Source organism: Psychrobacter sp. 16-MNA-CIBAN-0192 (assembly GCF_040309565.1).
Lineage (GTDB): Bacteria > Pseudomonadota > Gammaproteobacteria > Pseudomonadales > Moraxellaceae > Psychrobacter.
Genome location: NZ_JBEOOX010000569.1, coordinates 1 through 248, shown reverse-complemented (window position 1 = coordinate 248; position 248 = coordinate 1). Strand labels below are relative to the sequence as shown.

The following is a 248-nucleotide window of genomic DNA, read 5'->3' as shown; positions in this document are numbered from 1 at the left end:
GCGATGAAGAATTCGATCTCTTCACGGCTCAGGCGGCGGCTGAGGGTTTCCCAGTTATCCACCTGAAACGTGGTGCGGATTTTCGGGTGCGCGTTGATAAACCGTGCCACTGCATTCGGCACCAGTTTCATCGCTGGCGCCGGGCCGCAGCCGAAGCGCAGGTCGCCGGCGTCGAGCTTGGTCATGCGCGTCACTTCACTGCTCAGCAGCGCTGCGCCATGCACCAGGCTCAGGGCGTGCTGCAACAC

At 62.5% G+C, this 248-nt stretch carries 1 protein-coding gene; it reads right to left on the bottom strand.

Going from position 1 to position 248, the window contains the following annotated elements:
- A partial coding sequence (locus AAEY78_RS14415) for a LysR substrate-binding domain-containing protein (protein ID WP_352340122.1) occupies positions 1–248 on the bottom strand: 248 nt, incomplete at both ends.